The following is a 25536-nucleotide window of genomic DNA, read 5'->3' as shown; positions in this document are numbered from 1 at the left end:
GTCGGGGCAGGCCCCCGACAGCGGCGGCGCACGTCCGGACGCGCTCGCCAGGCCGCAGGCGCCCGGCGCTCGTACGCTCGAAGACATGTCAGACGTGTACGCCGCCCGACGAGGCACGCTTCGCGACCGCTGCGCAGCCGCGGGGAACGCCGCCGCACTGATCACGCGTCCGGCGAACGTCCGCTATCTCTCCGGGGCGTCCCCGCTCGGCGCCGTACTCCTGGTCGGGCCGACCGAAGACGTGATGTTCTGCGTCAACGCGCCCACAGGCGAGGTCGACGAGGGCCGCCTCGACGAACACCTCAAGGTGTCCCTGCTGACGAGCACCGGAGGGGACCCGGCCGTCGCGGCCGGCGACCTGGCGGCGGCCGTCCGCGCCGACTCGCTGGCGGTGGAGGAGCACCACCTCACCGTGGCCCGGCACCGGGCCCTGCGCTCCGTGGCGCCCAAACTGCGCCTGTCCGACCTCGGCAACGCCGTGGAGCAGCAGCGCCTCGTCAAGGACGAGGAGGAGATCGCCTGCCTGCGGATCGCCGCCGAGATCGCCGACCAGGCCCTCGGCGAGCTGCTGGAGTCGATCCTCGTCGGACGCACCGAACGCCACCTCGCCCTGGAGCTGGAGCGGCGGCTCGTCGACCACGGGGCGGACGGGCCCGCCTTCCCGACCTCCGTCGGGACCGGCCCCCACTCCGGCCGCGCCCGGCACCGGCCCTCCGACCGGCGGGTGGAGGAGGGCGATTTCCTGACCGTCTGCCTCGGCGCCGGCTACCGCGGCTACCGCTGCGAGATCGGCCGCACCTTCGTGATCGGCACCACTCCCGCGGACTGGCAGATCCAGCTGTACGACCTGGTCTTCGCCGCCCAGCGGGCCGGGCGGCAGGCCCTCGTGCCGGGCGCCGCGTACCGGGACGTGGACCGCGCCGCCCGCTCCATCCTGGACTCCGCGGGCCATGGCGAGGCCCTCGCGCCGTGGACCGGACACGGCGTCGGTCTCGAAATCGACGAGGACCCGCAGCTTGCACCTACGGCAATGGGTAAACTGGACGCTTGCGTGCCGGTCACCGTCGAACCGGGGGTTCACCTCCCGGGCCGGGGAGGTGTCCGGATCGATGACACGCTCGTCGTGCGCCCCGAGGCGGACGGCGGTCCCGAGCTACTCACCATTACGACCAAGGAGCTGCTCGCGCTCTAGTCCGTCGCCGGGCTGGGCGCGCACCCGTGGTCTTCCAGTGCAGGAGATTCCGCAACCGTGGCTTCCACGAACGACCTCAAGAACGGCATGGTGCTCAAGCTCGACGGTGGCCAGCTCTGGTCCGTCGTCGAGTTCCAGCACGTCAAGCCCGGCAAGGGCCCGGCCTTCGTGCGCACCAAGCTCAAGCACGTGCTCTCCGGCAAGGTCGTCGACAAGACCTTCAACGCCGGCACGAAGGTCGAGACCGCCACGATCGACCGGCGTGACATGCAGTTCTCGTACATGGACGGCGAGTACTTCGTCTTCATGGACATGCAGACCTACGACCAGCTGATGGTCGACAAGAAGGCTGTCGGCGACGCCGCCAACTTCCTGATCGAGGGCTTCACCGCCTCCGTCGCCCAGCACGAGGGCGAGGTGCTCTACGTCGAGCTCCCGGCCGCCGTCGAGCTGGTCATCGAGCACACCGACCCGGGCGTCCAGGGCGACCGCTCCACCGGCGGCACCAAGCCGGCGCGCCTGGAGACCGGTCACGAGATCCAGGTCCCCCTCTTCGTCACCACCGGAGAGAAGATCAAGGTCGACACCCGCACCAGCGACTACCTCGGCCGGGTGAACAGCTAACCGTGGCTGCCCGGAGCAACGCGCGCAAGCGCGCTTTCCAGATCCTGTTCGAGGCCGACCAGCGCGGGGTGCCCGTGCGCGAGGTCCTCGCGGACTGGATCCGCCACGCTCGGTCGGACGACCGGCAGCCGCCGGTCAACGCCTTCACGATGGACCTCGTCGAGGGCTACGCCGACAAGGTGAACCGCATCGACGACCTGATCGTCACCTACGCCGTGGACTGGGAACTCGACCGCATGCCGGTCGTGGACCGCAACATCCTGCGGCTCGGCGCGTACGAGCTGATCTGGGTGGACGAGACCCCGGACGCGGTGGCGATCGACGAAGCCGTCCAGCTGGCCAAGGAGTTCTCGACGGACGACTCCCCGTCGTTCGTGAACGGGCTGCTGGCCCGCTTCAAGGAACTGAAGCCGAACCTGCGCCGCCAGTAGGCCGCGGCGGATTCGGCTGAGCGGAGGGGCCGCGGCGTATGCCGCGGCCCCTCCGCTGTGTGTGCGGGGGCCGGGGCGGATCCCGCGACCGCGGGCACGACGCGAAAACGGCGGGTGCCGGGAGCCTCCTGGGCTCCCGGCACCCGCCGGTAAACGTTTCTGCTGGGACTGGACGAGGCTAGATGTCCTCGTGCGCCACGGCGCGACGCGCATCCGCGTCCAGCACGCCCCAGCTGATCAGCTGCTCGGTCAGGACCGAGGGGGACTGGTCGTAGATGACGGCCAGAGTGCGCAGGTCGTCCTGGCGGATCGACAGCACCTTGCCGTTGTAGTCGCCGCGCTGGCTCTGGATCGTCGCCGCGTAGCGCTGGAGCGGACCGGCCTTCTCGGCGGGCACGCCCGCCAGGCGCTCCAGGTCGAGACGCAGCTTCGGCGGCGGCTCGGCCGCTCCGCCCGGAGTCGTGCCCGGCAGGAGCTCCTGCACCGGCACCCCGTAGAAGTCCGCCAGCTCGGCAAGGCGCTGGACGGTCACGGCGCGGTCTCCGCGCTCGTAAGAACCGACCACGACGGCCTTCCACCGGCCCTGGGACTTCTCCTCGACACCATGGAGGGAGAGGCCCTGCTGGGTGCGGATGGCACGGAGCTTGGCCCCGAGCTGTTTGGCGTATTCGCTGGACATAACGCTCCCGGACGCTGTGACGCTGTGACGGCTTGGGCACTGCGACTACGTAACTACGTGCGGCTCCGCCGCGCGGCTGGTAACTCACTGTGAGGTTACGCAGCGTTACTTGGATGCGTCAAGCCGAATGGTCTCCATCGCCCCCGTGAGAGCGGTCCCCGCGGGCTTTGCGGGAGCCCTCGACGGGAGGCCGGGTACGGTGCACCGGCGGCCCCCTGGTACGGTGGGACGCGTACATCAGACGTCCTTTAAGGTCCGTCCCGTGAGGCGGAGAAGGAGGTCCTTTCCATGGACGCCCAGAACGCGCACCACACCGATGCCGCGCGCCCCGTACTGGAGGCGCAGGACATCGCCCGGGTCCTGACCCGCATCGCCCACGAGATCGTCGAACGCGCCAAGGGCGCCGACGACGTGGTGCTCCTCGGCATTCCCACCCGCGGCGTGTACCTCGCCCGCCGGCTGGCCGCCAAGCTCGAAGAGATCACCGGCACGAAGATCCCGGTCGGCTCCCTCGACATCACCATGTACCGCGACGACCTGCGCATGAAGCCCGCCCGCGCGATCGGCCGCACCGAGATCCCCGGCGACGACCTCGACGGGCGCCTCGTCGTCCTCGTCGACGACGTGCTCTTCTCCGGCCGCACCATCCGCGCCGCCCTCGACGCCCTCGGCGACCTCGGCCGCCCGCGCGCCGTGCAGCTCGCCGTCCTCGTCGACCGCGGCCACCGCGAGCTTCCCATCCGTGCCGACTACGTCGGCAAGAACCTCCCCACGTCGCTGCGGGAGACCGTCAAGGTCCAGCTCCAGGAGGAGGACGGCCGTGACGCCGTGCTGCTCGGCCAGCGGACCCCCCAGGCAGCCGGGCAGTAGCCCGTTCGAGTGAACCGGGTCCCCGCGGGGGGTCCGCGCCGAAGCCTGCCCTGCCCCGAACCCCGCCTGCCCTCCTGACCTACGGAGCCATCCAGATGAAGCGCCACCTCATCTCGGCCGCCGACCTCTCCCGCGACGACGCCGTCCTGATCCTCGACACCGCCGAGGAGATGGCCCGCGTCGCGGACCGGCCGATCAAGAAGCTGCCCACCCTGCGCGGTCTCACGGTCGTCAACCTCTTCTTCGAGGACTCGACCCGCACCCGGATCTCCTTCGAGGCGGCCGCCAAGCGGCTCTCCGCCGACGTCATCAACTTCTCCGCCAAGGGCTCCTCGGTTTCCAAGGGCGAATCCCTGAAGGACACCGCCCTGACCCTCGAGGCGATGGGCGCCGACGCCGTCGTCATCCGCCACCACGCCTCCGGCGCCCCCTACCGGCTCGCGACCTCCGGCTGGATCGACTCCGCCGTGGTCAACGCCGGCGACGGCACCCACGAGCACCCCACCCAGGCCCTGCTGGACGCCTTCACCATGCGCCGCCGCCTGGTCGGCCGTGACGCCGGCCTCGGCAAGGACCTGAACGGGCGCCGCATCACCATCGTCGGCGACGTCCTGCACAGCCGGGTCGCCCGCTCCAACGTCCAGCTGCTGCACACCCTCGGCGCCGAGGTCACCGTGGTGGCCCCGCCCACGCTGGTCCCGATCGGCGTCGAGAGCTGGCCGTGCGAGGTCTCGTACAACCTGGACGAGGTGCTGCCGAAGTCGGATGCGGTGATGATGCTGCGTGTGCAGCGCGAACGCATGAACGCCGCCTTCTTCCCGACCGAGCGCGAGTACTCCCGCCGGTACGGGCTCGACGGCGACCGCATGGCGAAGATGCCCGAGCACGCCATCGTGATGCACCCCGGCCCGATGAACCGCGGCATGGAGATCACCGCCGCCGTAGCCGACTCCGACCGCTGCACGGCCGTCGAGCAGGTCGCCAACGGCGTCTCCACCCGGATGGCCGTCCTGTACCTGCTGCTCGGCGGCTCCGAGCCCGCCGTCACCACCACCCCCGCCGCCGCGCGCACCGAGGAGACCAAGTAACCATGAGCAAGATCCTTATCCGTGGCGCGAAGGTCCTCGGCGGCGAGGCGCAGGACGTCCTGATCGACGGCGAGACCATCGCCGAGGTCGGTCAGAACCTCTCCGCCGACGGCGCGACCGTCATCGAGGCCGAGGGCCAGGTCCTCCTCCCCGGTCTCGTCGACCTGCACACCCACCTGCGCGAGCCGGGCCGCGAGGACTCCGAGACCGTGCTCACCGGCACCCGCGCCGCCGCCTCCGGCGGATTCACCGCCGTCTTCGCCATGGCGAACACCTTCCCCGTAGCCGACACCGCCGGCGTCGTCGAGCAGGTCTGGCGCCTGGGCAAGGAGTCCGGCTACTGCGACGTGCAGCCCATCGGCGCCGTCACCGTCGGCCTGGAGGGCAAGCAGCTCTCCGAACTGGGCGCCATGCACGACTCCGCCGCCCGCGTCACCGTCTTCTCCGACGACGGCAAGTGCGTCGACGACGCCGTGATCATGCGCCGCGCCCTGGAGTACGTGAAGGCCTTCGGCGGCGTCGTCGCCCAGCACGCCCAGGAGCCCCGGCTGACCGAGGGCGCCCAGATGAACGAGGGCGTCGTCTCCGCCGAGCTGGGCCTGGGCGGCTGGCCGGCCGTCGCCGAGGAGTCGATCATCGCCCGCGACGTCCTGCTCGCCGAGCACGTCGGCTCCCGCGTGCACATCTGCCACCTCTCCACCGCCGGCTCCGTCGAGATCGTCCGCTGGGCCAAGTCCCGCGGCATCGACGTCACCGCCGAGGTCACCCCGCACCACCTCCTCCTCACCGACGAGCTCGTCCGCTCCTACAACGCGGTCTACAAGGTCAACCCGCCGCTGCGCACCGAGCGCGACGTCATGGCCCTGCGCGAGGCGCTCGCCGACGGCACGATCGACATCGTGGCCACCGACCACGCCCCGCACCCGCACGAGGACAAGGACTGCGAGTGGGCCGCCGCCGCCATGGGCATGGTCGGCCTGGAGACCGCGCTCTCCGTCGTCCAGCAGACGATGGTGGAGACCGGACTGCTCGACTGGGCGGGCGTCGCCGAGCGGATGTCCTTCGCCCCGGCGCGCATCGGCAGCCTGGAGAACCACGGCCGTCCCGTCTCGGCAGGTGAACCCGCGAACCTGACCTTGGTCGATACCTCGTACCGTGGTGTCGTGGACCCCGCACACTTCGCCTCCCGCAGCCGCAACACGCCTTACGAGGGCCGTGAGCTGCCGGGGCGCGTCACTCACACCTTCCTGCGGGGCCGGGCAACGGTCGTGGACGGGAAACTGGCGTGACACCTGCAGTAATCCAACTGGCCGCCGAGGCCGCGGAGCGACAGTCGGCGGAGGTGACCAGCGTCGGCGCCCGCATCGCGTGGGTGATCGGCCTGGCCGTCTTCATCGCCTTCGTGTACTGGCTGATGCGGCAGGGCTGGAAATGGCGCGGCGCTCTGCAGAACGATCTGCCGGAGCTGCCCGCCGCCCCCGACGGCCTCCCCGCCCACCGGATGGCGCTGACCGGCCGGTACCACGGGTCCACCACCGCCGGGCAGTGGCTCGACCGGATCGTCGCCCACGGTCTGGGCCTGCGCAGCCGGGTCGAGCTCACGCTCACCGACGCGGGCCTCGACGTGGTCCGTCCGGGCGCAGGCGACTTCTTCGTACCGGCCGCGCAGCTGCGCGGCGCCCGCCTCGACAAGGGAATCGCGGGCAAGGTACTCACCGAGGGCGGTCTGCTCGTCGTCACCTGGGCGCACGGTGACAAGCTGATCGACTCCGGATTCCGCTCCGACCGCGCGGCCGAGCACGCCGCCTGGGTCGAGGCGATCAACCTCATGAACTCATCCGACTCATCCATCACGACGGAAGGCGCCGAACGATGACGACCTCCACCAGGGGAGCAGCCAAAACTCCCGCCGTACTTGTCCTGGAGGACGGTCGGATCTTCCGTGGCCGCGCCTACGGCGCCCACGGGGAGACCTTCGGCGAGGCCGTGTTCTCCACCGGCATGACCGGCTACCAGGAGACCCTCACCGACCCGTCGTACCACCGCCAGGTCGTCGTGATGACCGCCCCGCACGTGGGCAACACCGGCGTCAACGACGAGGACCCCGAGTCCTCCCGCATCTGGGTGGCCGGCTACGTCGTGCGCGACCCCGCCCGCGTCCCCTCCAACTGGCGCTCCCGGCGGTCGCTGGACGAGGAGCTCGTCGCGCAGGGCGTCGTCGGCATCTGCGGCGTCGACACCCGGGCCCTGACCCGCCACCTGCGCGAGCGCGGTGCCATGCGCGTCGGCATCTTCTCCGGCGCCTCGGTCGCCGACGACGAGGCCCTGCTGGCCCGCGTCCGGGAAGTCCCGCAGATGAAGGGCGCGAACCTCTCCGCCGAGGTCGCCACCAAGGAGGCGTACGTCGTCCCCGCCATCGGCGAGAAGAAGTTCACCGTGGCCGCCGTCGACCTCGGCATCAAGGGCATGACCCCGCACCGGATGGCCCAGCGCGGCATCGAGGTGCACGTGCTGCCCGCCACCGCCACCGTCGAGGACGTGTACGCGGTCAACCCGGACGGCGTGTTCTTCTCCAACGGCCCGGGCGACCCGGCCACCGCCGACGGCCCCGTCGCCGTCATGCGGGGCGTGCTGGAGCGCAAGACGCCGCTCTTCGGCATCTGCTTCGGCAACCAGATCCTGGGCCGCGCGCTCGGCTTCGGCACCTACAAGCTGAAGTACGGCCACCGCGGCATCAACCAGCCGGTGCAGGACCGCACCACCGGCAAGGTCGAGGTCACCGCGCACAACCACGGCTTCGCCGTCGACGCGCCCCTCGACAAGGTCTCCGAGACCCCCTACGGCCGCGTCGAGGTCTCCCACGTCTGCCTGAACGACCAGGTCGTCGAGGGCCTCCGGCTGCTCGACCAGCCGGCCTTCAGCGTCCAGTACCACCCCGAGGCGGCTGCCGGCCCGCACGACGCCGCGTACCTCTTCGACCGCTTCACGTCTTTGATGGAAACCGCCCAGATGGAGGCCGAGCGTGCCTAAGCGCACCGATATCCAGTCCGTCCTGGTCATCGGCTCCGGCCCGATCGTCATCGGCCAGGCCGCCGAGTTCGACTACTCCGGCACCCAGGCCTGCCGCGTCCTCAAGGCCGAGGGCCTGCGGGTCATCCTGGTGAACTCCAACCCGGCGACGATCATGACCGACCCGGAGATCGCCGACGCCACGTACGTCGAGCCGATCACCCCCGAGTTCGTCGAGAAGATCATCGCCAAGGAGCGCCCCGACGCGCTGCTCCCCACCCTCGGCGGCCAGACCGCGCTCAACACCGCGATCTCCATGCACGAGCAGGGTGTGCTGGAGAAGTACGGCGTCGAGCTCATCGGCGCCAACGTCGAGGCCATCCACAAGGGCGAGGACCGCGACCTCTTCAAGGGCGTCGTCGAGGCCGTCAAGGCCAAGATCGGCTACGGCGAGTCCGCCCGCTCGGTCATCTGCCACTCCATGGACGACGTCCTCGCGGGCGTCGAGACCCTCGGCGGCTACCCCGTCGTCGTGCGCCCCTCCTTCACCATGGGCGGCGCCGGCTCCGGCTTCGCCCACGACGAGGACGAGCTGCGCCGCATCGCCGGCCAGGGCCTCACGCTCTCCCCGACCACCGAGGTGCTCCTGGAGGAGTCCATCCTCGGCTGGAAGGAGTACGAGCTCGAGCTGATGCGCGACACCAAGGACAACGTGGTCGTCGTCTGCTCCATCGAGAACTTCGACCCGATGGGCGTCCACACCGGTGACTCGATCACCGTCGCCCCGGCGATGACCCTCACCGACCGCGAGTACCAGCGGCTGCGCGACATCGGCATCGCGATCATCCGCGAGGTCGGCGTCGACACCGGCGGCTGCAACATCCAGTTCGCGATCGACCCGGTCGACGGCCGCGTCATCGTCATCGAGATGAACCCGCGCGTCTCCCGCTCCTCGGCGCTCGCGTCGAAGGCCACCGGCTTCCCGATCGCCAAGATCGCCGCCAAGCTGGCCATCGGCTACACGCTCGACGAGGTCCCCAACGACATCACCGAGAAGACCCCGGCCTCCTTCGAGCCGACCCTCGACTACGTCGTCGTCAAGGCCCCGCGCTTCGCGTTCGAGAAGTTCCCGCTCGCCGACTCCACCCTCACCACCACCATGAAGTCGGTGGGCGAGGCCATGGCCATCGGCCGCAACTTCACCGAGGCGCTCCAGAAGGCCCTGCGCTCCCTGGAGAAGAAGGGCTCGCAGTTCACCTTCGTCGGCGAGCCCGGCGACAAGGCCGAGCTGCTCGCCACCGCGGTCCGCCCCACCGACGGCCGCATCAACACCGTCATGCAGGCCATCCGCGCCGGCGCCACCCAGGAAGAGGTCTTCGAGTCCACGAAGATCGACCCCTGGTTCGTCGACCAGCTCTTCCTCATCAAGGAGATCGCGGACGAGCTGGCCGCCGCCGACAAGCTCCACCCCGAGCTGCTCGCCGAGGCCAAGCGCCACGGCTTCTCCGACGTCCAGATCGCCGAGATCCGGGGCCTGCGCGAGGACGTCGTCCGCGAGGTCCGGCACGCGCTCGGCGTCCGCCCGGTCTACAAGACGGTCGACACCTGCGCCGCCGAGTTCGCCGCGAAGACCCCGTACTTCTACTCCTCGTACGACGAGGAGTCCGAGGTCGCCCCGCGCGAGAAGCCCGCGGTCATTATCCTGGGCTCCGGCCCGAACCGCATCGGCCAGGGCATCGAGTTCGACTACTCCTGCGTCCACGCCTCCTTCGCGCTCAGCGACGCGGGCTACGAGACCGTGATGGTCAACTGCAACCCGGAGACCGTCTCCACCGACTACGACACCTCCGACCGCCTGTACTTCGAGCCGCTGACGCTGGAAGACGTGCTGGAGATCGTCCACGCCGAGTCGCTGGCCGGCCCGATCGCCGGTGTCATCGTCCAGCTCGGCGGCCAGACCCCGCTCGGCCTGGCGCAGGCGCTCAAGGACAACGGCGTGCCCGTCGTCGGCACCTCGCCCGAGGCCATCCACGCCGCCGAGGACCGCGGCGCCTTCGGCCAGGTCCTCGCCGAGGCCGGACTGCCCGCCCCCAAGCACGGCACCGCCACCACCTTCACGGGTGCGAAGGCCATCGCCGACGAGATCGGCTACCCGGTCCTCGTCCGGCCGTCCTACGTGCTCGGCGGCCGCGGCATGGAGATCGTCTACGACGAGGCCCGGCTGGAGTCGTACATCGCCGAGTCCACCGAGATCTCCCCGACCCGCCCCGTGCTGGTCGACCGCTTCCTCGACGACGCCATCGAGATCGACGTCGACGCCCTGTACGACGGCACCGAGCTCTACCTCGGCGGCGTCATGGAGCACATCGAGGAAGCCGGCATCCACTCCGGCGACTCCGCGTGCGCGCTGCCCCCGATCACCCTCGGCGGCTTCGACATCAAGCGGCTGCGCGCCTCCACCGAGGCCATCGCCAAGGGCGTCGGCGTACGCGGCCTGATCAACATCCAGTTCGCGATGGCGGGTGACATCCTCTACGTCCTCGAGGCCAACCCGCGCGCCTCCCGGACCGTCCCCTTCACCTCGAAGGCGACCGCCGTCCCCCTCGCGAAGGCCGCCGCCCGCATCTCGCTCGGCAGCACCATCGCGGAGCTGCGCGCCGAGGGCCTGCTGCCGAAGACCGGCGACGGCGGCACCCTGCCGATCGACGCGCCGATCTCCGTCAAGGAGGCCGTGATGCCGTGGTCGCGCTTCCGCGACATCCACGGCCGGGGCGTGGACACCGTCCTCGGCCCGGAGATGCGCTCCACCGGCGAGGTCATGGGCATCGACGCCGTCTTCGGCACGGCCTACGCCAAGTCGCAGGCCGGCGCCTACGGCCCGCTGCCCACCAAGGGCCGCGCCTTCATCTCCGTCGCCAACCGCGACAAGCGCTCGATGATCTTCCCGGCGCGCGAGCTGGTCGCGCACGGCTTCGAGCTGATGGCCACCTCCGGCACCGCCGAGGTGCTGCGCCGCAACGGCATCAACGCCACCGTGGTGCGCAAGCTCAGCGAGGGCGAGGGCCCGGGCGGCGAGAAGACCATCGTCCAGCTGATCCACGACGGGCAGGTCGACCTGATCGTCAACACCCCGTACGGCACCGGCGGCCGCCTCGACGGCTACGAGATCCGCACGGCGGCCGTGGCACGCAGCGTCCCGTGCCTGACCACGGTCCAGGCCCTCGCCGCGGCCGTCCAGGGCATCGAGGCGCTGGGCCACGGCGACGTGGGCGTCCGCTCCCTCCAGGAGCACGCGGAGCACCTGACCGCGGCCCGCGACTAGCAGCCCGTACGAAAGGGGGGCACCGGCACAGCGACCGGTGTCCCCCCTTTCATGAGCGCACAAGGGATATTTCGGACGATGTACAAACTGTTCTTCAACCTCGTCTTCAAGCGCATGGACCCGGAGCAGGCCCACTACCTGGCCTTCCGCTGGATCCGCCTGGCTGCCCGCGTGCCCGGGCTGCGCACCTTCGTCGCGGCCTGGCTCGCCCCGCGCCTCAAGGAGCTGCGCACCGAGGCCCTCGGCCTGCGGATGCACGGCCCCTTCGGCCTCGCGGCCGGCTTCGACAAGAACGCCGTCGCCATCGACGGCATGTCGATGCTCGGATTCGACCACGTCGAGATCGGCACCGTCACCGCCGAGGCGCAGCCGGGCAACCCGAAGAAGCGGCTGTTCCGGCTGGTCGCGGACCGCGCGCTGATCAATCGGATGGGCTTCAACAACGAGGGCTCGGCGGCCGTGGCCGCGCGCCTGGCCGCCCGTACGCCCGTCTTCAAGACGGTCGTCGGCGTGAACATCGGCAAGACCAAGGTGGTGCCGGAGGACGAGGCGGTGGCGGACTACGTCGCCTCGACCGAGCGCCTCGCCCGGCACGCCGACTACCTCGTCGTGAACGTCTCCTCGCCCAACACCCCGGGGCTGCGCAACCTCCAGGCCACCGAGTCGCTGCGCCCGCTGCTGTCCGCCGTGCGCGAGGCCGCGGACCGGGTCGTCACCGACCGCCGGGTCCCGCTGCTGGTCAAGATCGCCCCGGACCTCGCGGACGAGGACGTCGACGCGGTCGCGGACCTGGCCCTGGAGCTCGGTCTGGACGGCATCATCGCCACGAACACCACGATCGCCCGCGAGGGCCTCGGCCTGGCCTCCCCGCCCGAGCTGGTCAAGGAGACCGGGGGCCTGTCCGGCGCCCCGGTCAAGGAGCGCTCGCTGGAGGTCCTGCGCCGCCTGTACGCCCGTGTGGGGGACCGGCTGGTCCTCGTCGGCGTCGGGGGCATCGAGAACGCCGAGGACGCCTGGCAGCGGATCCTGGCCGGCGCGACGCTGATCCAGGGCTACAGCGCCTTCATCTACGAGGGCCCCCGATACGCCCGCGCCATCCACAAGGGCCTGGCGGCGCGCCTGGCCGACAGCCCGTACGCGACGCTCGCCGAAGCGGTGGGCGCCGAGACCCGAAAGGCCGCCAAGTGAGCACTGTGACCCCGTTCGGCACCCGCCTCCGCGAGGCGATGGACTCACGCGGCCCGCTGTGCGTGGGCATCGACCCGCACGCGGCGCTGCTGGCCCAGTGGGGCCTGGACGACGGCGTGGCGGGCCTGGAGCGGTTCTCCCGCACGGTCGTCGAGGCGCTGGCGGACACGGTGGCGGTCTTCAAGCCGCAGGCCGCCTTCTTCGAGCGGTTCGGCTCGCGGGGCGTCGCCGTGCTGGAGCGGACCGTCGCGGACGCCCGCGCCGCGGGCGCCCTGGTCGTGATGGACGCCAAGCGCGGCGACATCGGCTCGACCATGGGGGCGTACGCCTCGGCCTTCCTGGACCCCGCCTCGCCGCTCTTCTCCGACGCGCTGACGGTGTCCCCGTACCTGGGCTACGGCTCGCTGGAGCCCGCCGTGGCGCTGGCGCGGGAGTCGGGGGCGGGCCTCTTCGTGCTCGCCCTGACCTCGAACCCGGAAGGGGCGGAGGTGCAGCGGGCGGTCCGTGCGGACGGCCGGTCGGTCGGCGCGACGATGCTGGCGCACCTGGCGGCCGAGAACGCGGGCGCCGAGCCCATGGGCTCCTTCGGAGCCGTGGTCGGCGCGACGCTGGGCGACCTGTCCTCCTTCGACCTGGACATCAACGGGCCGCTGCTGGCGCCGGGGATCGGCGCGCAGGGGGCGACGGCGGCGGACCTGCCGGCCGTGTTCGGCAAGGCCGTCCGCAATGTCGTGCCGAACGTGTCGCGGGGGGTGCTCGGGCACGGGCCGGACGTCGCCGCGCTGCGGGCCAGTGCGGGCGCCTTCGCGGAGGAGATCCGCGCCGCCGTGTCCGCGCAGGGGCGTGACGTGCGTCACTGACACCGTCGTGCGCGGCGGGAACTCCGGAAGCTTTGACGAAATTCGAACGGCTTTCACCGGACAAAACAGGGGTATTTTGTCCGTGATGTACGGTTCAGTGGAGGCTGACCAGGACTTTTCGTCCGTTCTCGCTGACTGGAGCGGCCATGGCCGCTAGTCTCCGAGCAGAGCGAACGCGCAGCGAACGAGCAATACCGCTGTTCGGGACCTCGCCAGGTGTGGTGCCCTTGGGTTCCCCACCGGTCCGTATCCGACAGTTCGACATCCGAGGTGACGTAGGCGTGGCTCTTCCGCCCCTTACCCCTGAACAGCGCGCAGCCGCGCTCGAAAAGGCCGCCGCGGCTCGCCGGGAGCGGGCCGAGGTGAAGAATCGACTCAAGCACTCCGGCGCCTCCCTCCAGGAGGTCATCAAGACGGGCCAGGAGAACGACGTCATCGGCAAGATGAAGGTCTCCGCCCTGCTGGAGTCCCTGCCTGGCGTGGGCAAGGTGCGCGCCAAGCAGATCATGGAGCGCCTCGGCATCTCCGAGTCCCGGCGTGTCCGAGGTCTCGGCTCCAACCAGATCGCCTCTCTGGAGCGTGAGTTCGGCACTCCTGCCGGCTGACGCGTCGCCCGGAGTTCTTCCGGCGTTCTCAGGCAGTCTCTGGAACCTGGATAATCGCTCTATGGCAGCAGAGGTTCGTCCGCGGCTGACCGTGCTCTCCGGCCCTTCGGGGGTCGGCAAGAGCACGGTCGTCGCGCATATGCGCAAGGTCCACCCCGAGGTCTGGCTCTCGGTGTCGGCCACCACCCGCAAGCCGCGGCCCGGTGAGCGACACGGAGTCCAGTACTTCTTCGTCAACGACGACGAGTTCGACAAGCTGATCGCCAACGGCGAGCTGCTGGAGTGGGCCGAGTTCGCGGGCAACCGCTACGGCACACCGCGCGGCGCGGTGCTGGAACGCCTGGACAACGGCGAGCCGGTACTGCTGGAGATCGACCTCCAGGGCGCACGGCTCGTCCGCGAGTCGATGCCCGACGCCCAGCTGGTCTTCCTGGCCCCGCCGAGCTGGGACGAGCTGGTGCGCCGGCTCACGGGCCGGGGCACGGAATCGGCCGAGGTCATCGAGCGCAGGCTCGGCGCGGCCAAGACCGAGCTCGCCGCCGAATCCGAGTTCGACACCACCCTTGTCAACACCTCCGTCGAGGACGTAGCCCGTGAGCTGCTAGCCTTGATGAACGTTGTCTGATCGTCGATCGATGTTCCTGAGTCGATCAGCCACCATCTGATCGTTACGATCTTTTCCCATCTTCGGAAGGTAGAGCGTGTCCTCTTCCATTACTGCGCCCGAGGGCATCATCAACCCGCCGATCGACGAGCTGCTCGAGGCCACGGACTCGAAGTACAGCCTCGTGATCTACGCGGCCAAGCGCGCGCGTCAGATCAACGCGTACTACTCGCAGCTCGGTGAGGGCCTGCTCGAGTACGTCGGCCCGCTGGTGGACACCCACGTCCACGAGAAGCCGCTTTCGATCGCGCTGCGCGAGATCAACGCGGGTCTGCTGACCTCCGAGGCCATCGAGGCCCCGGCTCAGTAAGGCACCGAGCATTCCTTTCGCCACAGGCCCGGCAGACCATCTGCCGGGCCTGTGGTGTGTCATGGGTACTGTCGAGCTTGTTCGAGCTTGTCGAAGGGATGTGTACGGATGGCTAAGCCCAAGGTCGTGCTGGGGGTGAGCGGTGGAATCGCCGCCTACAAGGCCTGCGAGCTGCTGCGCCGGCTGACCGAGTCCGGGCACGAGGTGCGGGTGGTGCCCACGGCGGCCTCACTGAACTTCGTCGGCGAGGCCACCTGGGCCGCGCTCTCCGGGAACCCCGCCTCCACCGAGGTGTGGGAGACAGTCCACGAGGTGCCGCACGTGCGCATCGGGCAGACCGCCGACCTCGTCGTGGTCGCCCCGGCCACCGCCGACATGCTGGCCAAGGCCGCCCACGGGCTCGCCGACGACCTGCTCACCAACACCCTGCTCACCGCCCGCTGCCCGGTGGTCTTCGCCCCCGCGATGCACACCGAGATGTGGGAGCACCCGGCCACCCAGGAGAACGTCGCCACGCTGCGGCGCCGCGGGGCCGTGGTCGTCGAGCCCGCCGTGGGCCGGCTCACCGGCAAGGACACCGGCAAGGGCCGGCTGCCCGACCACGAGGAGATCTTCGAGGTGTGCCGGAGCGTCCTGGCCCGCGGAGCGGCCGGCCCGGACCTCGCCGGCCGGCACGTGGTGATCAGCGCCGGCGGCACCCGGGAGCCCCTGGACCCCGTCCGCTTCCTCGGCAACCGCTCCTCCGGCAAGCAGGGGTACGCCCTGGCCCGCACCGCCGTCGCGCGCGGCGCCCGGGTCACCCTGGTGGCGGCCAACACCGCGCTCGCCGACCCGGCCGGGGCGGACGTCGTCCGCGTGGGGACGGCCCTGCAGCTGCGGGAGGCGGTCCTCAAGGCGGCGGCGGACGCCGACGCCGTGGTGATGGCCGCGGCCGTCGCCGACTTCCGGCCCGCCCGGTACGCGGGCGGGAAGATCAAGAAGAAGGACGGGGAGGAGCCCGCGCCGGTCGCCCTCGTGCGCAACCCCGACGTCCTCGCCGAGATCTCCGCCGACCGGGCCCGGGAGGGGCAGGTCGTCGTGGGATTCGCCGCCGAGACCGACGACGTCCTGGCCAACGGCCGGGCGAAGCTTCGGCGCAAGGGCTGCGATCTGCTCGTCGTCAACGAGGTGGGCGAAACCAAGACCTTCGGTTCGGAGGAGAACGAGGCTGTGATCCTTGCCTCGGACGGTTCAGAGCTCCCCGTGCCCTACGGTCCGAAGGAAGCTCTCGCGGAACTGGTGTGGGACCAGGTGGGAGCGCGGTTGCCGGTGCGACGCGCCTGACCCCCCTCCCTTCTCCTTGCCGCGTCCGTGCGCCAGAATGGAGTGCCGCAGGTCACACGCCTCCCATAAGGCGAGACGGGTGGACCGGCGAACGGTGGCAACCGATAAACTGCAGTCGGAACGTGATCAGGCGCAGCCTCTGGTGTGGTTCCAACAAATGATCAGCCAGCAGCCGCTGCAACCCCAGGGAGCGTTGTGTCCCGTCGTCTGTTCACCTCCGAGTCCGTCACCGAGGGCCACCCTGACAAGATCGCTGACCAGATCAGCGACACGATCCTCGACGCGCTCCTCACCGAGGACCCCACCTCGCGTGTCGCCGTGGAGACCCTCATCACCACGGGTCTCGTGCACATCGCGGGCGAGGTGACGACGAAGGCCTACGCGCCGATCGCGCAGCTCGTCCGCGACAAGATCCTCGAGATCGGCTACGACTCCTCGAAGAAGGGCTTCGACGGCGCCTCCTGCGGCGTCTCGGTGTCCATCGGCGCGCAGTCCCCGGACATCGCGCAGGGTGTCGACACCGCCTACGAGCAGCGGGTCGAGGGCGATGAGACGAACTCGACAAGCAGGGCGCCGGCGACCAGGGCCTGATGTTCGGCTACGCCTGCGACGAGACCCCCGAGCTGATGCCGCTGCCGATCCACCTCGCGCACCGGCTCTCCCGCCGCCTGTCCGAGGTCCGCAAGAACGGGACCATCCCGTACCTGCGCCCCGACGGCAAGACCCAGGTCACCATCGAGTACGACGGCGACACCGCCGTCCGCCTCGACACCGTGGTCGTCTCCTCGCAGCACGCCTCGGACATCGACCTGGACTCGCTGCTCGCCCCGACATCCGCGAGTTCGTCGTCGCGTACGTGCTGGCCCAGCTCATCGAGGACGGCATCAAGCTGGACACCGAGGGCTACCGCCTGCTGGTGAACCCGACCGGCCGCTTCGAGATCGGCGGCCCGATGGGCGACGCCGGCCTGACCGGCCGCAAGATCATCATCGACACGTACGGCGGCATGGCCCGCCACGGCGGCGGCGCCTTCTCGGGCAAGGACCCGTCGAAGGTCGACCGCTCCGCCGCGTACGCGATGCGCTGGGTGGCCAAGAACGTGGTCGCCGCCGGCCTCGCCTCGCGCTGCGAGGTCCAGGTCGCCTACGCCATCGGCAAGGCCGAGCCCGTCGGCCTGTTCGTCGAGACCTTCGGCACCGCCAAGGTCGACACGCAGAAGATCGAGGACGCCATCGCCGAGGTCTTCGACCTGCGCCCGGCCGCGATCATCCGCGACCTCGACCTGCTGCGCCCGATCTACGCCCAGACCGCCGCCTACGGCCACTTCGGCCGCGAGCTGCCGGACTTCACCTGGGAGCGCACCGACCGCGTGGACGCGCTGCGCGCGGCCGCCGGCCTGTAAGCGGCACCGTTCGAGCCGAACGGCCCCGGACCCTGTGGTCCGGGGCCGTTCGCATGCCCGGCCTGTCAGTGGTCTTTGGTAAGAATGCTGATGTGAGCAGCGCGAACGATTCCCCGCCGGAGCAGCTGGCGCTGATCCGGGAGATGGTCGCCGAGGCGAAGGCCAAGGCGCCCAAGGCGAAGCCACGCACCTGGCGCGGCGCCGCCCTCGCCGAGGAACTCCCCGTCGCCCGCGTCCTCGTGAACAAGGGCGTGCTCCACCTCGACCAGCTCTGGGACTACGCCGTCCCCGCCGAGCTCTCGGAGGCCGCGCAGCCCGGCGTCCGCGTCCGGGTCCGCTTCGGGGCCGGGTCCCACCAGGTGCACGGCGGCCGCCGCGAGGGCGGCGGCCTCATCGACGGCTTCATCGTCGAGCGGCGCGCCGAGTCCGACTACAACGGGGCGCTGGCCGCTCTCGCCCACGTCGTCTCGTCCGAGGTGGTGCTCAGCCCGCGCATGCTGGCCCTGGCCCGGGCCGTCGCCGACCGGTACGCGGGCAGCCTGGCCGACGTACTCCAGCTCGCCCTGCCCGCGCGGAGCGCCCGCGCCGAGGCCAAGCCCTCGCCGGAGCCGCTGCCCCCGCCTCCCGCACCCGAGCCGGCCGGCTGGCAGCGGTACGGCGCGGGCCCCGCCTTCCTGCGGGCCCTGGCCGGCGGAGCCGCCCCGCGCGCGGTCTGGACCGCCCTGCCCGGCCCCGGTTGGGCCGACGAGCTGGCCCGTGCCATGGCCGCCACCCTCGCCTCCGGCCGCGGGGCCCTCGCCGTGGTGCCCGACGGGCGCACCGCCGCCCGCGTGGACGCAGCCCTCACCGCCCTGCTCGGCGAGGGGCGGCACGCGCTGCTGACCGCCGAGTCCGGGCCGGAGAAGCGCTACCGGCAATGGCTCGCCGTGAGCCGGGGCTCGGTGCGGGCCGTCGTCGGCACCCGCGCGGCGATGTTCGCCCCCGTGCGGGACCTCGGGCTGGTGGCCGTCTGGGACGACGGGGACTCCAGCCACAGCGACGACAACGCCCCCTTCCCGCACGTCCGAGAGGTCCTGGAACTGCGCGCGGTCAACGACGGCTGCGGGTTCCTGGCCGGGAGCACGAGCTGCACGGTGGAGGCCGCCCAGCTGGTGGAGTCCGGGTGGGCGCGGCCGCTGGTCGCCGACCGGGAGACGGTGCGGCAGTGCGCCCCGCGGATCCGGACGGTCGGCGACGAACTCCTGGCCCGCGACGAGGCGGCCCGCGCCGCGCGGCTGCCGAGCCTGGCGTGGGAGACCGTACGGGAGGGGCTCAAGACCGGGCCGGTACTGGTCCAGGTGCCGCGGCGCGGCTATGTGCCCCGGCTGGCGTGCGAGCGGTGCCGTACGCCGGCCCGCTGCACGGCCTGCGCCGGGCCGCTGGAGGCCCCCGACGCGCGGGACCTGCAGTGCGGCTGGTGCGGGCGGCCCGAGCCGTCCTGGCACTGCGAGGAGTGCGGGTCCTTCCGGCTGCGGGCCCAGGTGGTCGGCGCGCGGCGGACGGCCGAGGAACTGGGGCGGGCCTTCCCGGCCGTGCCCGTCCGCACCTCCGGGCGCGACCACGTCCTGGACGAGGTGCCGGACCGGCCGGCGCTGGTGGTGAGCACCCCCGGGGCGGAGCCGGTCGCGGCGGGCGCCGGGTACGCGGCGGCGCTGCTGCTCGACGGATGGGCCATGCTCACGCGGCCCGACCTGCGGGCCGGGGAGGACGCGCTGCGGCGCTGGATCGCGGCCGCCTCGCTGGTACGGGGGGAGGGGCAGGTCGTCGTGGTCGCGGAGCCGACGCTGCGGCCGGTGCAGGCGCTGGTGCGGTGGGACCCGGTGGGGCATGCCGTGCGGGAGCTCGCGGAGCGGGCGCAGCTCGGGTTCCCGCCGGTGTCCCGGATGGCGGCCGTGGCCGGGCGGGGCGAGGCGGTGGAAGCCTTCCTGGCCGGGGCCGGGCTGCCGGCGGACGCGGAGATCCTGGGGCCGGTGCCGCTGCCGGGGCGGCGGGGCGAGGCTTCGCCGGGGGAGCGGGCGCTGGTGCGGGTGCCGCCGGGGAGCGGGGCGGCTTTGGCGGCGGCACTCAAGGCCGCGCAGGCGGCGCGGATGGCGCGGGGGGTTGCCGCGGGGGATGCGGTGCGGGTGCGGATCGACCCGCCGGACATCGGCTGACGGCGTTCGGCGGGGCCGCTGCGCGGGGCCTTTCCCCCACCCCGCCCCTTCCCGAAACCGGGGGGCTCCGCCCCCGGGCCCCCGTCCCGGGGCTCCGCCCCGGACCCGGCGGGGGCTCCGCCCCCGGACCCCCGCGCCTCAAACGCCGGCGGGGCTGCATTTCTCCCGCGCTCAGGCGCCGGCGGGGCCGCATTTCTTCCGCGCCTCAGACGCCGGCGGGGCTGGATCTTCCGCCCGCCCGGCGTTTGAGGGCACGGGCTCGCAGCGCACGTACGCGCGCCGGTGAGCCCGGTCAGCCGTTGCGGGGCCCCGGGAAGGCCGGGGAGCGGGGGGGCGTCACGGGCTGGGCGTCCTCGCGCAGGGCCTGCGGCGGGACCGAGCGGGCCGCCGGGATCGTCGGCAGCGGGCCCATGGTCCGGGTGGTCGTCCCCTCCGTCGGCGGCTCCGCGGCCTCGGCGGCCTGGGCGCGCCGCGCGCCGTAGCGCCGGTGCACGGCCTGCTTGGTGACCCCCAGCGCCGAGCCGACCGCGTCCCACGAGAAGCCCAGTGAGCGGTCGAAGTCCACGGCCGCGGTGACCAGCGTCTCGACGCTGTCGCGCAGCTCCTGGGCGAGGCGGACGGTGGGCGCGGGCGCCCGGCCGTAGACGACGAAACCCGTGGAGGGACCGGAGCGGCGCGGGCGGTACACATTGCCGAGCTGGGCGGTGAGCGTACGCAGGGCATCCACCTGCCGGCGAACCCGTTCGATGTCCCGCACCAGCAGGTGCAGGCTGGCCCGGGCTTGGGCGTCGTGGGTGGCGTGGTCGGCCATGAAGAAGCCTCTCGAACCGGTGCTAAGGGCGGATCGGGCCGCAGAAACCGTTCGCGAACGCGGCCCGTTTTGGTCAATCTCTCTTGACCAACGCTCCACCTGGCGCCCAGGTCACGCTCTGGGGGCGCGTCGGCATATGCGAGAGGCGCGTGTGCATGCGTACGCCCCCTGTCGGCCACCGGTGGGGCCGCCCGGCACGCGCCCCATAGACTGGTGCGCTGCTGACAGCCGAGATAGCGAGGTAGGACCCAGTGAAGCTCGTCTTCGCAGGCACCCCCGAGGTCGCCGTGCCCGCCCTGGACGCCCTCATCGCCTCCGGGCGCCACGAGGTCGCGGCCGTCGTCACCCGGCCCGACGCACCCGCCGGCCGCGGGCGCCGGCTCGTCGCCAGCCCGGTCGCCGAGCGCGCCGAGGAGGCGGGCATCGAGGTGCTCAAGCCCGCCCGGCCGCGCGACCCCGATTTCCAGGCCCGGCTGCGCGAGATCGGCCCGGACTGCTGTCCCGTCGTCGCCTACGGGGCGCTGATCCCCAAGAGCGCCATCGAGATCCCCAAGCACGGGTGGGTCAACCTGCACTTCTCGCTGCTGCCCGCCTGGCGCGGTGCCGCGCCCGTACAGCACTCGATCATGGCCGGGGACCAGCTCACCGGCGCCTCCACCTTCCAGATCGAGGAAGGCCTGGACTCCGGACCGGTCTACGGGATCCTCACCGAGGAGATCCGCCCGACGGACACCAGCGGGGACCTGCTCACCCGGCTCGCCTTCGCCGGCGCCGGACTGCTGGCCGCCACCATGGACGGCATCGAGGACGGCACCCTGCGCGCCGTCGGGCAGCCCGCCGACGGCATCTCCCTCGCGCCCAAGATCACCGTGGAGGACGCCAGGATCGACTGGACCGCCCCGGCGCTGCGAGCCGACCGCGTCGTGCGCGGCTGCACGCCGGCGCCGGGCGCGTGGACCGTCTTCCGCGGGGAGCGCCTCAAGCTGATCTCCGTGGGCCTGGTGCCGGACCGCACCGACCTCGCGCCGGGCGTGCTGGCCCCGGCCAAGAACAACGTCTACGTCGGCACGGGCTCGCACGCCGTGGAACTCCTGTGGGTGCAGCCCCAGGGGAAGAAGCCGATGCGCGGCGCCGACTGGGCCCGCGGGGTGCGGATCGCTCCCGGCGAGCGCGTCGGCGGCACGGACGTAGGCTGAATCCACCCCGGGTCATTCCAAGGGCCCCTCGTACCACCAACACCTTTTCTACCTTGAGTACCTCGTAAATCCGGAGCACCTTTCACGTGAGCGAACAGCCCCGTCGCCGTCCCGCCGCAGGCGCGGGCGGCAAGCCGAACAAGTCGGCCAAGCCCTACCGGCGGCCCCAGAAGGACCCCGTCCGGATGCTGGCCTTCGAGGTGCTGCGGGCGGTGGACGAGCGCGACGCCTACGCCAACCTCGTGCTGCCGCCGCTGCTGCGCAAGGCCCGCCAGGACGAGAGCTTCCAGGCGCGGGACGCGGCACTGGCCACCGAGCTGGTCTACGGGACGCTGCGCCGGCAGGGCACGTACGACGCGGTCATCAAGGCCTGCATCGACCGCCCGCTGCGGGAGGTCGACCCGCCCGTGCTGGACGTGCTCTCGCTCGGCGCGCACCAGCTGCTGGGTACCCGCATCCCCACGCACGCGGCCGTCTCGGCCAGCGTGGAGCTGGCGCGGGTGGTGCTCGGGGACGGGCGCGCGAAGTTCGTGAACGCCGTGCTGCGCAAGATCGCCGCGCACGACCTGGACGGCTGGCTGGAGCGGGTCGCGCCGCCGTACGAGGACGACGCCGAGGAGCACCTCGCGGTCTACCACTCGCACCCGCGGTGGGTCGTCAGCGCCCTGTGGGACGCGCTGGGCGGCGGGCGCGCCGGGATCGAGGACCTGCTGGAGGCCGACAACGAGCGGCCCGAGGTCACCCTGGTGGCGAGGCCGGGGCGGTCCACCCCGGAGGAGCTGCTGGAGGCGGTGGGCGAGGAGTCGGCGCTGCCGGGCCGCTGGTCCCCGTACGCGGTCCGGATGTCCGAGGGCGGCGAGCCGGGCGCGCTGGAGGCCGTGCGCGACGGGCGCGCCGGCGTGCAGGACGAGGGCAGCCAGCTCGTCGCGATGGCGCTGGCGGCGGTCCCGGTCGAGGGCCGCGACGAGCGCTGGCTGGACGGCTGCGCGGGCCCGGGCGGCAAGGCGGCGCTGCTGGCGGCGCTGGCGGCGCAGCGCGGCGCGTTCCTGCTGGCCTCCGAGAAGCAGCCGCACCGGGCGCGCCTGGTGGAGCGGGCGCTGGCGGGCAACCCCGGCCCCTACCAGGTCATCGCGGCGGACGGCACCCGGCCGCCGTGGCTGCCCGGTTCCTTCGACCGCGTCCTGGTGGACGTCCCGTGCTCCGGGCTGGGCGCGCTGCGCCGCCGCCCGGAGGCCCGGTGGCGGCGCCGCCCGGAGGACCTGGAGGGCTTCGCGCCGCTTCAGCGGGAGCTGTTGCGGGAGGCGCTGGCGGCGGTGCGCGTGGGCGGTGTCGTGGGTTACGCGACGTGCTCGCCGCACCTGGCGGAGACGCGGGTCGTCGTCGACGACGTCCTGAAGGGCCGCGGCGCGGGCGCGCACCCGGTGTCGGCCGAACTCGTCGACGCCAGGCCGTTCATGTCGGGCGTTCCGGGTCTGGGCGACGGCCCGGACGTCCAGCTGTGGCCGCACCTGCACGGGACGGACGCGATGTACCTGGCGCTGCTGAGGCGCACCGCCTGAGGCCCGTGGTGGCCAGGTCCCCGTCCGCCCGGTGCGGATCGGGGACAGGGCCACCGGCAGCCACGACCGCGCGAGGAGCACGGGCCCGGCCCACCGGCCGTGTGGAGCGTGCCGAGTTCGGCGAGGAGGCCCGAGGCGGCCGCGCCCAAGGCAAGGGCGCCCCGCCCCTCAGCACGAAGAGGACGCCGTCCCGGCCGCTCGTGGGGCATGGATGTCGCACGGATGTCACGGACACGGCCGTGCCGAGGCGACCTCGCAGGACAAGTGAAATGTTCTCCATGATCACTTAAGCCGCGCTACAGGTCCGGTGACTTCCGGGGTCATGGCCGGAACCGTGCGGAGGCATGGCACGCTTGGGGCATGGCCGCTCAGATTTCTCCCAGCATCCTGTCCGCAGACTTCGCCCGACTCGCCGACGAGGCGAAGGCGGTCGAGGGCGCCGACTGGCTGCACGTCGATGTCATGGACAACCACTTCGTCCCCAACCTCACCCTCGGGGTGCCCGTCGTGGAGTCCCTGAGCAGGGCCACCGACATCCCGCTGGACCTCCACCTGATGATCGAGAACCCGGACCGCTGGGCCCCGCAGTACGTGGAGGCCGGCGCCGGGTCGGTCACCTTCCACGCCGAGGCGGCGGCCGCGCCGGTGCGCCTCGCGCGGGAGATCCGGGCGCAGGGCGCACGCGCCGCCATGGCGCTCAAGCCCGCGACCCCGATCGAGCAGTACGAGGACCTGCTCCCCGAGCTCGACATGCTGCTGATCATGACGGTCGAGCCGGGCTTCGGGGGCCAGCCCTTTCTGGACATCATGCTGCCCAAGATCCGCCGCACCCGGGAGCTGATCGCCAAGCACGGCCTGGAGCTGTGGCTCCAGGTGGACGGCGGGGTCTCGGCCTCGACGATCGAACGCTGCGCCGAGGCCGGCGCGGACGTGTTCGTCGCGGGCAGCGCGGTGTACGGCGCCGTCGATCCGTCCGCGGCCGTACGCACGCTGCGCGAGCAGGCGGACGCGGCGATCGCCGTGGCGCCGTGGGCGTGCGACCACTGAACCGAGCGGTGATGGACAGCTCGATGAACGGGAGCTGTCCAGGCTGATCAACGGCCGTCGGATCTGACAGGATGAACGGCGAGTCGAGAGTGTGAACACGAGAGTGTGAACAGCAGTGAGGAGAACGCGGTGTCTGCAATGTCGGCGGGACGGTCAGCCCTGCGGATGGGACCCGCGGAGCTGGTGCAGGCGGCGGCCATGGCCCGCCGTTTCTACCTCGAGGGCAAGTCCAAGATCCAGATCGCCGAGGAGTTCGGCGTGAGCCGCTTCAAGGTGGCCCGGGTCCTGGAGACCGCCCTCGAGCGCGACCTCGTACGGATCGAGATCCGGGTGCCGGCCGAACTGGACGCGGAGCGCTCGGACGCACTGCGCGCCCGGTACGGGCTCCGGCACGCCGTCGTCGTGGAGTCGCCCGCCGACGCCACCGAGGACGCTCCCGATCCGGAGAACCTCGGTGCCGTCGCCGCCGATCTGCTGGGCGAGCTGGTCAACGAGGGCGACGTGCTGGGCCTGGCCTGGGGCCGCTCGACCATCCACATGGCCGCCTCCCTGCACCGGCTGCCTCCCTGCACCGTCGTACAGCTGACCGGTGTGTACGACGCGGGGACCGCCGAGCGGGGGTCCGTGGAAGCCGTACGGAGGGCCGCCCAGGTCTCGGGCGGGGACGCCCACCCGATCTACGCGCCGATGCTGCTGCCCGACCCGGCGACCGCGGCCGCGCTGCGCAGCCAGACGGGGATCGCGCGCGCCTTCGAGTACTTCGACAAGGTGACGGTCGCGGCCGTCTCCATCGGGTCCTGGGAGCCGGGCATCTCCACCGTCCACGACATGCTGACGGACGAGGAGCGGGCGCACTACGCCTCGCTGGGCGTGGCCGCCGAGATGTCCGCGCACCTGTTCGATTCCGAGGGGCGGCGCGTCGGCCGGGACCTCGGCGAGCGGTGCATCACCGTCGAGGCCGACCGGCTGCGGCGGATCCCCGAGGTCGTGGCGATCGCCGGCGGGCTGCGCAAGGCCTCGGCGATCGGAGCGGTGCTCCGGTCGGGCCTGGTGACCAGCCTGGTCACGGACACGGCGGTGGCCGACTACCTGCTCACCGAGTCGGCCCCCGGCCTGCGCCCGGCGCTCGAGCGGGCGGATCCGGACGACCTGTAGGCCCCGCCG

At 71.9% G+C, this 25536-nt stretch carries 22 protein-coding genes and 1 pseudogene; 21 read left to right on the top strand and 2 right to left on the bottom strand.

Features of this window, described 5'->3' with window-relative positions; all coding sequences use genetic code 11:
- Nucleotides 1-85: 85 nt before the first annotated feature.
- From BGK67_RS08165 to nusB, 3 genes are read left to right on the top strand one after another with little or no spacing between them, the layout of a single operon-like run.
- Nucleotides 86-1192 carry an aminopeptidase P family protein gene (locus tag BGK67_RS08165; RefSeq protein ID WP_069919440.1) on the top strand — a complete coding sequence of 369 codons (1107 nt, stop codon included), beginning with the start codon at nucleotides 86-88 and terminating at the stop codon, nucleotides 1190-1192.
- A gap of 57 nt (nucleotides 1193-1249) precedes the next feature.
- A complete protein-coding gene (gene efp / locus BGK67_RS08160) occupies nucleotides 1250-1816 on the top strand; it encodes an elongation factor P (RefSeq protein ID WP_048477874.1) in 567 nt (188 codons plus the stop codon).
- A 2-nt stretch (nucleotides 1817-1818) separates the two neighbouring features.
- Nucleotides 1819-2247: a transcription antitermination factor NusB gene (nusB, locus tag BGK67_RS08155; RefSeq protein WP_069919438.1), complete on the top strand. Its 429-nt coding sequence runs from the start codon at nucleotides 1819-1821 to the stop codon at nucleotides 2245-2247.
- Nucleotides 2248-2425: 178 nt separating this feature from the next.
- Here nusB and bldD read toward each other — a convergent pair whose 3' ends face one another.
- Entirely contained in the window at nucleotides 2426-2926 is a 501-nt protein-coding gene (gene bldD / locus BGK67_RS08150; RefSeq protein ID WP_007263032.1) for a transcriptional regulator BldD, read from the bottom strand.
- A gap of 288 nt (nucleotides 2927-3214) precedes the next feature.
- Here bldD and pyrR point away from each other — a divergent pair, with 288 nt between their 5' ends.
- The 14 genes and pseudogenes from pyrR to BGK67_RS08080 all read left to right on the top strand — a co-directional run bounded on the left by pyrR (nucleotide 3215) and on the right by BGK67_RS08080 (nucleotide 19759).
- Nucleotides 3215-3796, top strand: coding sequence for a bifunctional pyr operon transcriptional regulator/uracil phosphoribosyltransferase PyrR (gene pyrR, locus BGK67_RS08145; RefSeq protein ID WP_069919435.1), 582 nt, complete (start codon nucleotides 3215-3217; stop codon nucleotides 3794-3796).
- Nucleotides 3797-3891: 95 nt separating this feature from the next.
- The gene (locus BGK67_RS08140) at nucleotides 3892-4884 is read left to right on the top strand and encodes an aspartate carbamoyltransferase catalytic subunit (RefSeq protein WP_069919433.1); all 993 of its coding nucleotides are present in this window, start codon (nucleotides 3892-3894) and stop codon (nucleotides 4882-4884) included.
- A gap of 2 nt (nucleotides 4885-4886) precedes the next feature.
- Complete coding sequence (locus tag BGK67_RS08135) at nucleotides 4887-6173, top strand: dihydroorotase (RefSeq protein ID WP_069919430.1); 1287 nt, start codon at nucleotides 4887-4889, stop codon at nucleotides 6171-6173.
- Nucleotides 6170-6760 (top strand): PH-like domain-containing protein, encoded by a 591-nt coding sequence (locus BGK67_RS08130; RefSeq protein WP_069919427.1) that lies wholly within the window; start codon nucleotides 6170-6172, stop codon nucleotides 6758-6760. The genes BGK67_RS08135 and BGK67_RS08130 overlap by 4 nt, the downstream gene beginning before the upstream one ends.
- Complete coding sequence (gene carA, locus BGK67_RS08125; RefSeq protein ID WP_069919424.1) at nucleotides 6757-7914, top strand: glutamine-hydrolyzing carbamoyl-phosphate synthase small subunit; 1158 nt, start codon at nucleotides 6757-6759, stop codon at nucleotides 7912-7914. Before BGK67_RS08130 ends, carA begins: the two co-directional genes overlap by 4 nt.
- Nucleotides 7907-11215 (top strand): carbamoyl-phosphate synthase large subunit, encoded by a 3309-nt coding sequence (gene carB, locus BGK67_RS08120; RefSeq protein WP_069919421.1) that lies wholly within the window; start codon nucleotides 7907-7909, stop codon nucleotides 11213-11215. Before carA ends, carB begins: the two co-directional genes overlap by 8 nt.
- Nucleotides 11216-11293: 78 nt before the next feature.
- Nucleotides 11294-12403 (top strand): quinone-dependent dihydroorotate dehydrogenase, encoded by a 1110-nt coding sequence (locus tag BGK67_RS08115; protein ID WP_069919418.1) that lies wholly within the window; start codon nucleotides 11294-11296, stop codon nucleotides 12401-12403.
- Nucleotides 12400-13263, top strand: a complete 864-nt coding sequence (gene pyrF / locus BGK67_RS08110) for an orotidine-5'-phosphate decarboxylase (protein ID WP_069919415.1) — start codon at nucleotides 12400-12402, stop codon at nucleotides 13261-13263. Before BGK67_RS08115 ends, pyrF begins: the two co-directional genes overlap by 4 nt.
- 281 nt (nucleotides 13264-13544) lie before the next feature.
- Entirely contained in the window at nucleotides 13545-13868 is a 324-nt protein-coding gene (locus BGK67_RS08105) for an integration host factor (RefSeq protein ID WP_008740406.1), read from the top strand.
- Nucleotides 13869-13929: 61 nt separating this feature from the next.
- Nucleotides 13930-14493, top strand: coding sequence for a guanylate kinase (gene gmk, locus BGK67_RS08100; protein ID WP_079154080.1), 564 nt, complete (start codon nucleotides 13930-13932; stop codon nucleotides 14491-14493).
- Between the two features lie 76 nt (nucleotides 14494-14569).
- Nucleotides 14570-14842, top strand: a complete 273-nt coding sequence (rpoZ, locus tag BGK67_RS08095; RefSeq protein ID WP_004948662.1) for a DNA-directed RNA polymerase subunit omega — start codon at nucleotides 14570-14572, stop codon at nucleotides 14840-14842.
- 108 nt (nucleotides 14843-14950) lie between these two features.
- The gene (gene coaBC, locus BGK67_RS08090; protein ID WP_069919409.1) at nucleotides 14951-16165 is read left to right on the top strand and encodes a bifunctional phosphopantothenoylcysteine decarboxylase/phosphopantothenate--cysteine ligase CoaBC; all 1215 of its coding nucleotides are present in this window, start codon (nucleotides 14951-14953) and stop codon (nucleotides 16163-16165) included.
- 195 nt (nucleotides 16166-16360) lie between these two features.
- Nucleotides 16361-17567 (top strand): annotated as a pseudogene (metK, locus tag BGK67_RS08085) (methionine adenosyltransferase).
- A 143-nt stretch (nucleotides 17568-17710) separates the two neighbouring features.
- Nucleotides 17711-19759 carry a primosomal protein N' gene (locus tag BGK67_RS08080; RefSeq protein ID WP_244291437.1) on the top strand — a complete coding sequence of 683 codons (2049 nt, stop codon included), beginning with the start codon at nucleotides 17711-17713 and terminating at the stop codon, nucleotides 19757-19759.
- Between the two features lie 292 nt (nucleotides 19760-20051).
- Here BGK67_RS08080 and BGK67_RS08075 read toward each other — a convergent pair whose 3' ends face one another.
- Complete coding sequence (locus BGK67_RS08075; protein WP_069919404.1) at nucleotides 20052-20570, bottom strand: hypothetical protein; 519 nt, start codon at nucleotides 20568-20570, stop codon at nucleotides 20052-20054.
- A gap of 251 nt (nucleotides 20571-20821) precedes the next feature.
- Here BGK67_RS08075 and fmt point away from each other — a divergent pair, with 251 nt between their 5' ends.
- The 4 genes from fmt to BGK67_RS08055 all read left to right on the top strand — a co-directional run bounded on the left by fmt (nucleotide 20822) and on the right by BGK67_RS08055 (nucleotide 25527).
- On the top strand, nucleotides 20822-21766 hold the full coding sequence (fmt, locus tag BGK67_RS08070; protein ID WP_069919401.1) for a methionyl-tRNA formyltransferase: 945 nt from the start codon (nucleotides 20822-20824) through the stop codon (nucleotides 21764-21766).
- An 86-nt stretch (nucleotides 21767-21852) separates the two neighbouring features.
- Nucleotides 21853-23325: an RsmB/NOP family class I SAM-dependent RNA methyltransferase gene (locus tag BGK67_RS08065; RefSeq protein WP_069919399.1), complete on the top strand. Its 1473-nt coding sequence runs from the start codon at nucleotides 21853-21855 to the stop codon at nucleotides 23323-23325.
- A gap of 360 nt (nucleotides 23326-23685) precedes the next feature.
- A complete protein-coding gene (rpe, locus tag BGK67_RS08060) occupies nucleotides 23686-24372 on the top strand; it encodes a ribulose-phosphate 3-epimerase (RefSeq protein WP_069919396.1) in 687 nt (228 codons plus the stop codon).
- Nucleotides 24373-24510: 138 nt separating this feature from the next.
- Nucleotides 24511-25527, top strand: coding sequence for a sugar-binding transcriptional regulator (locus BGK67_RS08055; RefSeq protein ID WP_069919394.1), 1017 nt, complete (start codon nucleotides 24511-24513; stop codon nucleotides 25525-25527).
- Nucleotides 25528-25536: the final 9 nt, after the last annotated feature.

Origin of the sequence: Streptomyces subrutilus, assembly GCF_001746425.1 — a bacterium.
GTDB classification, from domain to species: Bacteria; Actinomycetota; Actinomycetes; order Streptomycetales; family Streptomycetaceae; genus Streptomyces; species Streptomyces subrutilus_A.
Note: the sequence above shows the minus strand (reverse complement) of the source record. Positions and strands in the feature narration are given on the sequence as shown.

Bases quoted from the DNA above. Each gene is read 5' to 3' on its own strand.
- rpe (WP_069919396.1), top strand. From the start codon at position 23,686: ATGGCCGCTCAGATTTCTCCCAGCATCCTGTCCGCAGACTTCGCCCGA.
- BGK67_RS08140 (WP_069919433.1), top strand. From the start codon at position 3,892: ATGAAGCGCCACCTCATCTCGGCCGCCGACCTCTCCCGCGACGACGCC.
- BGK67_RS08075 (WP_069919404.1), bottom strand. From the start codon at position 20,570: ATGGCCGACCACGCCACCCACGACGCCCAAGCCCGGGCCAGCCTGCAC.
- pyrR (WP_069919435.1), top strand. From the start codon at position 3,215: ATGGACGCCCAGAACGCGCACCACACCGATGCCGCGCGCCCCGTACTG.
- BGK67_RS08080 (WP_244291437.1), top strand. From the start codon at position 17,711: ATGGTCGCCGAGGCGAAGGCCAAGGCGCCCAAGGCGAAGCCACGCACC.
- BGK67_RS08135 (WP_069919430.1), top strand. From the start codon at position 4,887: ATGAGCAAGATCCTTATCCGTGGCGCGAAGGTCCTCGGCGGCGAGGCG.
- gmk (WP_079154080.1), top strand. From the start codon at position 13,930: ATGGCAGCAGAGGTTCGTCCGCGGCTGACCGTGCTCTCCGGCCCTTCG.
- BGK67_RS08115 (WP_069919418.1), top strand. From the start codon at position 11,294: ATGTACAAACTGTTCTTCAACCTCGTCTTCAAGCGCATGGACCCGGAG.
- coaBC (WP_069919409.1), top strand. From the start codon at position 14,951: ATGGCTAAGCCCAAGGTCGTGCTGGGGGTGAGCGGTGGAATCGCCGCC.
- bldD (WP_007263032.1), bottom strand. From the start codon at position 2,926: ATGTCCAGCGAATACGCCAAACAGCTCGGGGCCAAGCTCCGTGCCATC.
- BGK67_RS08165 (WP_069919440.1), top strand. From the start codon at position 86: ATGTCAGACGTGTACGCCGCCCGACGAGGCACGCTTCGCGACCGCTGC.
- carA (WP_069919424.1), top strand. From the start codon at position 6,757: ATGACGACCTCCACCAGGGGAGCAGCCAAAACTCCCGCCGTACTTGTC.
- BGK67_RS08055 (WP_069919394.1), top strand. From the start codon at position 24,511: ATGTCGGCGGGACGGTCAGCCCTGCGGATGGGACCCGCGGAGCTGGTG.